The organism is Dietzia cercidiphylli (genome assembly GCF_014145145.1).
Classification (GTDB): Bacteria; Actinomycetota; Actinomycetes; order Mycobacteriales; family Mycobacteriaceae; genus Dietzia; species Dietzia natronolimnaea.
This window is the reverse complement of the sequence record NZ_JAALEA010000102.1, coordinates 1-7,960: the sequence shown is the minus strand read 5'-3', so window position 1 is coordinate 7,960 and position 7,960 is coordinate 1. Positions and strand designations below refer to the sequence as shown.

Below are 7,960 nucleotides of genomic sequence, written 5' to 3'. Positions count from 1 at the left end.
TGGTCCGGTCCACGGAAGGGCCCGCATCCGGCCCGGTCCCGGCATCCGAGCAGCCCGTCGCGGCCGCGATCGCGAGCAGCGCCGCGGCGGCCAGGAGCGGTCGGGCGGGGTCATGGGGCATCGAGGGCAGTCTGCCAGGCGGCGGTTCGCGGGTTCGCTTCAGAGACTCGCGGGGCGTGTGGGGTTGCGCATTCGGCGTCCGTGCCGCGATCCTGTGTTCCGGGGAACCCGGTGGCCGCGGAGGGTCCGCTCACCACCCCGGTGCGAGGAGTGTTACTGATGCCCGTTATCGACTTCAGCCAGCTGCAGATGTTCTGGGACGGGATCTTCCCGGCGATCTTCGGGCCCCTCGCGGGCTTGGTCGACACGATCGGGGCGTCCGTAGAGGGCCCCTGACCCACCCGGGTCCCTGGCTTCCACCGGGTCCCTGACTCACCCCGCGGCGAGGATCCTGTCCAGGGTCCTGAGGTTCCTGGTGGTGAGGTGACGCTTGTTCTCCCGGCCGTCGAGCACCTTGTACGCGTCGGAGGTCAGCGTCGAGCCGCGGGGGACACGCCAGTACACACAGCCCGCGCCCTCGGCGACCGCTTCCGTGCTGACGGTCGTCTCACTGTCGGTGGCCGGCCCGGCCCCGGCATGCGCGTCGGCGCCGGCGGCCGCCTCGCCGACCTCCCGGATGGCCGCGCGCATCGCCACCGTCACCCGGGTCGTCACCTCCGGGTCGTCCGAGAACACCACGTAGTCGTGGTGCTCGGGCAGCGCGTCGAAGGGGTACGCGGCCACCACCGTCGCCACCGCGTCGAGGGTGAGGACCTGCACGACCGCCGTGTAGTCGAACCTCTACGCATACGCGGACTCGAGCGCCGCGCGTAGTCCGGTCACCGGTCGGGGATCGGTGACGAGCACGTTGCCGGTGGCCAACACCGTGGTGACCGACGTCCCGCCCGCGGCCTCCGTGCACGCGACCAGGTCGGGCATCGCGATCCGGTTGCTCTTTCCGACATTGATCCCGCGGAGCAGCACGACCTTGCGATGCTCCCCGGCGTGTGGGCCCGCCGATCCGGTACTCATGTCCCGATCTTCCTCCCGGGGCAGGCCCGCGCGGGTAGCTTTCCCGCCATGGCAGTGTCAGTTCAGTCCGTTGTGAAGATCGAGACCGGCGTCCCCGAGATCATGGAGGTCCTGGCCGACGTCGAGTCCCTCGTCGACTGGTCGAGCGCCCACCGTGCGGTCGAGGTCAGGGAGGCCGACGACGAGGGGTGGCCGATCGTCGTGTGGGAGCGGGTGTCCCAGTACGGCGTCACCGACGAGATGGTCGTGCGCTACGAGTGGTACGACGGCGAGGTGAGCTGGTCCCTGGTCGAGAGCGGTTCCCAGAAGGTCCAGAACGCCCGCTACGTGCTCACGGACAACGGCGACGGCACCACCGAGGTCGTCTTCGACCTCGAGGTGGATCTCAAGATCAAGCTGCCGGGTGCCGTGGTCAAGAAGGCGCAGAAGCACATCGCCGACGTGGCCACCACGGGGTTGCGGGACGAGGTCCTGCGGCGGCACGGCTGATCATCCGCCCCGAGCCCTCGGGGGTGGGATCCGGTCAGGAGAACCGGCGGGAGGAGATCAGTCCGTCGGTCAGATCGCGGCGCACCAGGTCGGGCACGGATCTGCGACGCAGTGGTGCGCTCCCGGTGTGGGCGAGGTGCGCGATGCCGTCGAGCAGGTCGGCCATGGCCTCCGTCGGCGCCCAGGCCGGTGCCCATCCGAGCTCGTCGCGGGCCCGGGCGCAGTCCTGCAGGGGCACGGCGTACGCCAGGTCCAGCCATCCGCGGTCCACCGGCTGCAGGCGCGCCCGCCACGTCAGACCGACGAGGGCCCCGAGGAGCGGCAGGGGGATGTGGACCGCCCGGGCCCCGAGCACCTCTGCGAGGTCGTCACTGGTCAGCGGTTGTTCGGCCGCGAGGTTGAACGGGCCGGTGGCGCCCTGCTCGATCACTCGCACGACGGCGTCGGCGACGTCGTCGGCATGGACGAGGGGCAGGCACAGGCTCCTGTCGACCGGCAGCAGCGGGACCCGCGGCGCGAGATGCGCCGGCAGATAGGCGGGCAGTCCGTACCGGGTCAGTCCGCTCGCCGCCGCTCGTTGGACGATGAAGCCCGGGCGCATCCGGGCGACGGGCACGGCATCGGCCCCGAGGAGACTCTCGTGGTCGTCGATGAGCGTCTCCGCCGCGGCCTTGTGTCGGCTGTACGCCGAGCTCCGCACCCCGGTCCTCGCCCAGGTCTCGTCGACGTGCTCACCGTGGCGGCCCGGCGCGTAGGTCCCCACGGAGGACATGTGGACCAGGAGGCCCACCCCGGCCGACTGTGCGGCACCGAGCACCGCGGCGGTCCCGCCGACCCCGACGCTCTCGAGGTAGCCGATGTTGCGGGTGGGTTGGAAACCCCAGGCCAGGTTGACGACGGCGTCCGCCCCGACGAAGTGTCGACCGAGTTCGCCGGCCGCGTCCGGACCGGAGACGTCCAGCGCGTGCCAGTCGACTCCGCGGTACTCGCCGACGGGATCCGGTGGCCGTCGCACGAGCCCGACCAGTCGGTCGCCGGAGCGCGTCTCGCGCAGACGACGGAGCAGCGCGGTGCCGACGTTCCCGCTCGCGCCGATGATGACGATCCGCATTCCGGCCTCCTCGCCCGAGCCCGTCAGTCCGGTCGACGGTACCTCCCGGGTCGCGGCCGTCAACCGCCGAGCGTCGGGGCGATGAGCAGGACACCGGCCAACGCGAGGCCGGCGACCCACACCGTCGAGGCGGCGGCCAGGATGACCGGGCGTGCGCCGACCCTGCGCATCGCGGCCACCCGCACACCGATCCCCAGGGCGAACATGGCGCAGGTGAGCAGGACGGTCTGCGCAAGCGAGGCGGCGTCGACGACCGGGTCGGGGACGAGCCCGGACGAGCGCAGGAGGACCAGGGCGAGGAACGCGACGACGAACCCGGGGACCAGCGGCGGCCGGGTCCCCCGGGCGTCGGTACCGGTCGTCCGTCGCCGGTGGAGGCTGATCACGGTGACCACGGGGGCCAACAGCAGGACCCGGGCCAGCTTGACGACGGTGGCGACCGCCAGGGCGCCGCCGCCGATCGCCCCGCCTGCCGCGATCACCTGGGCGACCTCGTGGATCGATCCGCCGGCCCACATGCCCGCCGCGGTGTCCGACAGGCCCAGTGCCCCCGACAGAACCGGGACCGCGACGATCATCAGGGTGCCGAAGATGACGACGAGGGTGATCGCCGTGAGGACCTCCTCCTCGTCGGTGTCCGACACGCTGTCCACGGCCGCCACCGCCGCTGCGCCGCAGATCGAGAACCCGCAGGCGATGAGCAGGCGCTGCGTCCAGCCGAGACCCAGCGCGCCCCCCAGCGCCATGGTGCCGGCGATTCCCAGGACCACGATGACGACGACGAGCGCGACGACCTGCCACCCCAGCGCGGTGATGTCCCCGAGCAGGAGCTGCAGACCCAGCAGGGCGATGCCGACCCGCAGCAGGGTGCGCGAGGAGAACGCCAGGCCCGCGGTGGCACGGGCCGGCAGGCGCACGGTGTTGCCGAGTGCGGCACCCAGCACGATCGCCACGAGCATCGGGTTGAGGGTGGGGACCAGGTGGCCGACCCCCAGCGCCGCCGCTGTTCCGGCGAGCGTCAACGCGGTGCCCGGGGCGAGCGTTCGTGCCCTGACCCGCACGCCGGTCAGTCCGGACGTCGCCGAGTCCGAGGCCCGCGACACCGCTGCGTGGCCGTGCTCGCGTCGCCGGGCGGTCAGGGGGGTGGTCACGTCTCCAGGATGGACGCGGACGGGCCCGTCCGGTAGCCGGCAGTCCGGTATCCGTCCATATCTCACAGGCATGGCCCGAAGCGGAGCCATATGCTGTCTGCATGACACGGAGGTGGCCCGACCTGGCCGTCCTGGAGCTGCTGATCGGCGTCGACGACCAGGGGAGCCTGAGCGCGGCGGCCCGGAGGGTCGGGATGGCGCAGCCCAACGCGAGCAGGGCGATCAAGGATCTCGAGCGGCGGTTCGGCACGCCGTTGCTGCGTCGGCACCCGCGGGGCGCCACGTTGACCCCGCACGGGACGGTGCTCGCCCACTGGGCGCGGAGGGTCCTCGCCGAGACGACCCAGTTACTGGAGGTGGCGCAGAGCCTGCAGTCCGAGCGGTCCGCCACGCTGACGGTGGGGTCGAGCATGACCGTGGCAGAACACCTCATGCCGCGCTGGCTGGGGGCACTGAGGGGCGTGCTGCCGGAGGTGAACATCCACCTGCAGGTCCACAATTCCGTCAGGGTCGCCGAACTCGTTCTGGACGGCACCTGTGACGTCGGGTTCGTCGAGTCCCCGACGGTTCCCAGCGGTCTGCACACCAGTACCGTTGCGCGCGACCGGCTCGTGGTGGTGGCGGCGCCGACCCATCCGTGGGCCCGGCGCCGCACCCCGGTGACCATCTCCGAGCTCGCGGCCACACGGTTGGTGGTGAGGGAACCGGGGTCCGGCACCCGGACGACCCTGGACCGCGCACTCCACGAGTACGAGCGCCCCGCTCCACTGCTCGAACTCGCCAGCGCGGCCGCTATCCGCACCAGCGTCCTGGACGGGGTGGGACCGGCGGGGATGAGCACGCTCGCCGTGGCCGATCAGGTGGCCTCGGGCGCCCTGAAGATCATCCAGATCGACGGGCTGGACCTGCGACGGGAACTGCGCGCGGTGTGGCGGCCGCCGCGTCAGCTGACCGGCCCGGCGGGTGAGCTGGTGACCCTCGCGCGGAGGAGCCACCAGCGCGCGGACGTGATCACCCCCGAGGGGCGGACCGTCCGCTGAGCAGATCCAGCGCGTGGCGGACCCCCTCGGCCGGGAGTTGGCCGGGCGCCGATGCCGCGCCCACCGTGGCGAAGGTGGCCGAGGAGCCGAACGGGCCACCGCCGAGCCGCGTGACCGCCCCCAGGCCACCCATCGACATGGTGATCAGCGGGATGCGAGCGGCCCGGTATCGCTCCTCGGTGGCGGACAGCAGCGTCACCACATCGGCCGCGGATCGCGGCGTCACGGCGATCTTGGCCACGTCCGCCCCCGCGTCCTCCATGGCCGTGAGCCGCGCCACGATCTCCTCGGCGGGCGGGGTCGCGTCGAAGTCGTGGTTGGACGCCACCACCGGGGTGCGGTGTCGGCGGGCGGCGGTGATCGCGTCCTCTGCGTGCGGGTGCCGGTACTCCACGTCCAACGCGGCCGCCATGCCCGTCGAGGCGAGTGCCTCGACGAGCGCGACATAGGCCTCCGGTGAGATCTCCGCACCCCCGCCCTCGGACCTGGTGCGGAACGTGGCCAGGACCGGCAGTCCCGGTAACAGAGCCGAGATCTGCTCCAGGGCCTGCACCGCCGGGTCCGGATCACTCCCGGCCCCGGCGGTGAAGGGTCCGTAGAGGTCGACACGCCATTCGACCACGTCGACCAGTCGGTCCGTGTCCGGTGAGACCCCGGCCGGAGGGGTCCCTCTCACGGGAGTGCTCCGGAACTCGGAGTCGGCGCTGCGTAGCGCACCGATCTGCTCGGCGAGCTCCGTGAGATCCCGACCCGTGAGCGGGACGATGATCGAGGGCGAACGGGCGTCCAGGACGAGCCGATGGCGGGGCATGAGTAGACCCTACGACGGCCCCACCGGTGCGGTGGTCTCAGCAGCACCCGTCGCACGGGCAGGGCCGCCCGGCGGGGACCAGCTCGAGTGCGGTGAGGCCGCCGGTACCGGTGGTGCGGTAGTAGCGACCCGCCCACCGCAGAGTCCTGGAGGGGCGCCGGACCGGTACGAGCTCCCACGTCGGTCCGTCGGGGCCCTCGCACAGCAGGTGGCCGGCGTCGAGAACCCGGCCGTCCAGGACGGACCCGCCCCACCGGGTGAGCAACGCGGCCGTCTCCCGGGCGCCCAGGCCGCGGGCCAGGAGTTCCGGGTGTCCGCGATCGGTGAGCCCGACCGTGTATCCGAACCGTTGGTCGGGTGGCAGTGGGGCGGACTCGCAGTCCTCGCAGGCGCAGCCCTCGCCCACGTGGACCAGGTGCAGGCCGAACCGGTCGATGTCGGCGGCGACGCGCGCCATGTCGGGGTCAATGGCGGCGACGGGGCGGAACCGGATGACGGTGTGGGACACGGGAACTCCTGTTGTGTGTTCGGTGATCGTGGGTATCGAACAGGTGCTCGATACGATGGTGAAGGTAGACCGCGCCTACGACACGGTCGGCCCGGTGCCGGGATGGCGCGGGCCGCGCCGGTGCACACTGGAGGCGAATCCGCTGAGGGGACGGCCCCGGTGTGTGGGCACCGGGCACGAGTGAGGACGACGGAGGGGGATCGGATGAAGGTCGCGTTGGCACTGGGTTCCGGTGGGGCGCGCGGATACGCGCACATCGGGGCGATACGCGAGCTCGAGTCGCGCGGGCACGAGGTGGTCGGGGTGTCCGGGGCGTCGATGGGGGCGGTCGTGGGGTCGCTGCTCGCGGCCGGCGAGTTGGACCGTTTCGAGGAATGGGTGCGGGGTCTGGCACAGCGGGACGTCCTGCGGCTGCTCGACGTGTCCTTCGCCGGCGGGGGAGCGATCCGCGCCAACAAGATCATGGGCGTGATCGGCGAGATGCTCGATGACGTGCGGATCGAGGATCTGGCGATCCCCTACACCGCGGTGGCCACCGACCTGCGGGCGCGGCGCGAGGTGTGGTTCACCCGGGGCCCGGCCGATATCGCCGTCCGTGCGTCGTTCGCGATCCCGAGCATCGTCACCCCGGCGATCGTGGGCGGGCGCCTGATGATCGACGGCGGCGTGACGAACCCGGTCCCGCTCGAGCCACTCGCCTCCGTGGAGAGCGATCTGGTCCTGGCCGTGTCGCTGACCGGGCGTCGGGCGGGGATCCGCGGGTCCACCTTCCAGGAGAGCTCGGACCCCGATGAGCCCTCGGCCGTGGCCGATCCGAAGATGTCCAAGAAGGGTGGCACCGTCACCGCGACCACCGCCAGGCTCTCCGGACGCATCCGGACGGCGGCGGCGGACGTGCGGGACGCGGACCTGGTCAGACTGGTCGCGGCCCGCCTCGGTCAGGACACCTCCGGGGCGGACGCGGCCGGTCCGGACACCGCCGGTCCTGACACCGCCGGGCTGGACGCACCCGGGATCGACCCGACCGGGCGGGGCGCCGGGGGCGATTCCCGGACCGGGGACGACGCCACCCCGAGAGGGTCGGCGCAGCCGTCACCGGAGGTCGAGGAGGCGGTCGAGGAGGGCGAACGCGAGGTCCGGGCCGACGCCCAGGCGGACGATCGGAGCCTCGAGTCCCTCCCGGGCACGCTGCGGATCTTCGACGTGGTCTCCCAGTCGATCGAGGCCATGCAGAGCATCCTCACCGGCTACCGGATGGCGGGGAACCGCCCCGACGTCCTCGTGGAGGTGCCGTCCGACTCGTGTTCGGCCTTCGATTTCCACCGCGCGGAGGAGATGATCGAACTCGGCCGTCGGCTCACCGCGGAGGCGTTGGACAGGGAGGGCTTGTGAGACGGGCCCCTCTCGGCTTCAGCCGCCCTGGTTTCCGCCCTCGTCCTGGCCGACCTGCGGCAGGTGCTGGGGACAGAACGCCCTGACCGCGGCCGCCACCACCACCGGGGCCTCGGTCACCGGCGCATCGGCGTGGGCGTCGTTGTACTGCCGGACCACGTCGACGTAGCCCATGTCGCCGTCGAGTGACGCACAGGCGTCGCGCCCCCGGGTGAGATAACCCTGTTCGTCCTCGGCGTCCACGCCGACGGTCCTGATCTCGCTGAGGAACTGCTCCTCGGGAGACCGGTCGTCGCCGCCGTCCCCGTCCGGGGCCGGCTGCTCGCCGGTCGTCGGCCCGTCGCCGTCGGTGGCGTCCCCGACCGCGGAGGTGGCCTCGGCGGCCAC

10 protein-coding genes are annotated in these 7,960 nt (G+C 72.3%); 3 read left to right on the top strand and 7 right to left on the bottom strand.

Annotation, left to right across the window (positions count from 1 at the left end; translation table 11 throughout):
* Positions 1-432 precede the first annotated feature (432 nt).
* Both G6028_RS17595 and G6028_RS17590 read right to left on the bottom strand, forming a co-directional pair.
* The gene (locus G6028_RS17595; protein ID WP_241730539.1) at positions 433-819 is read right to left on the bottom strand and encodes a hypothetical protein; all 387 of its coding nucleotides are present in this window, start codon (positions 817-819) and stop codon (positions 433-435) included.
* 21 nt (positions 820-840) lie between these two features.
* Positions 841-1,071, bottom strand: a complete 231-nt coding sequence (locus tag G6028_RS17590; RefSeq protein WP_241730538.1) for a DUF1697 domain-containing protein — start codon at positions 1,069-1,071, stop codon at positions 841-843.
* 48 nt (positions 1,072-1,119) lie between these two features.
* On the opposite strand from G6028_RS17590, the gene G6028_RS04460 reads away from it, so the two are divergent.
* On the top strand, positions 1,120-1,560 hold the full coding sequence (locus G6028_RS04460; protein WP_179523687.1) for an SRPBCC family protein: 441 nt from the start codon (positions 1,120-1,122) through the stop codon (positions 1,558-1,560).
* Between the two features lie 34 nt (positions 1,561-1,594).
* On the opposite strand, the gene G6028_RS04455 is transcribed toward G6028_RS04460, so the two are convergent.
* Both G6028_RS04455 and G6028_RS04450 read right to left on the bottom strand, forming a co-directional pair.
* The gene (locus G6028_RS04455) at positions 1,595-2,734 is read right to left on the bottom strand and encodes an NAD-dependent epimerase/dehydratase family protein (protein WP_241730537.1); all 1,140 of its coding nucleotides are present in this window, start codon (positions 2,732-2,734) and stop codon (positions 1,595-1,597) included.
* A complete protein-coding gene (locus tag G6028_RS04450) occupies positions 2,731-3,741 on the bottom strand; it encodes a YeiH family protein (RefSeq protein WP_241730540.1) in 1,011 nt (336 codons plus the stop codon). The genes G6028_RS04455 and G6028_RS04450 overlap by 4 nt, the downstream gene beginning before the upstream one ends.
* Before the next feature lie 182 nt (positions 3,742-3,923).
* Here G6028_RS04450 and G6028_RS04445 point away from each other — a divergent pair, with 182 nt between their 5' ends.
* Complete coding sequence (locus G6028_RS04445) at positions 3,924-4,862, top strand: LysR family transcriptional regulator (RefSeq protein ID WP_182658172.1); 939 nt, start codon at positions 3,924-3,926, stop codon at positions 4,860-4,862.
* Here the strand turns inward: G6028_RS04445 and aroD are convergent.
* On the bottom strand, positions 4,834-5,673 hold the full coding sequence (gene aroD / locus G6028_RS04440) for a type I 3-dehydroquinate dehydratase (protein WP_182658171.1): 840 nt from the start codon (positions 5,671-5,673) through the stop codon (positions 4,834-4,836). The genes G6028_RS04445 and aroD overlap by 29 nt on opposite strands.
* 37 nt (positions 5,674-5,710) lie before the next feature.
* Positions 5,711-6,181: a DUF4262 domain-containing protein gene (locus tag G6028_RS04435; protein WP_182640127.1), complete on the bottom strand. Its 471-nt coding sequence runs from the start codon at positions 6,179-6,181 to the stop codon at positions 5,711-5,713.
* Positions 6,182-6,385: 204 nt separating this feature from the next.
* Between G6028_RS04435 and G6028_RS04430 the strand changes: the two genes are divergently transcribed.
* Positions 6,386-7,573: a patatin-like phospholipase family protein gene (locus G6028_RS04430; protein WP_182658170.1), complete on the top strand. Its 1,188-nt coding sequence runs from the start codon at positions 6,386-6,388 to the stop codon at positions 7,571-7,573.
* An 18-nt stretch (positions 7,574-7,591) separates the two neighbouring features.
* Here the strand turns inward: G6028_RS04430 and G6028_RS04425 are convergent.
* Positions 7,592-7,960 (bottom strand): DUF732 domain-containing protein (locus tag G6028_RS04425; protein ID WP_182641480.1); only part of this gene is annotated, 369 nt, incomplete at its 5' end.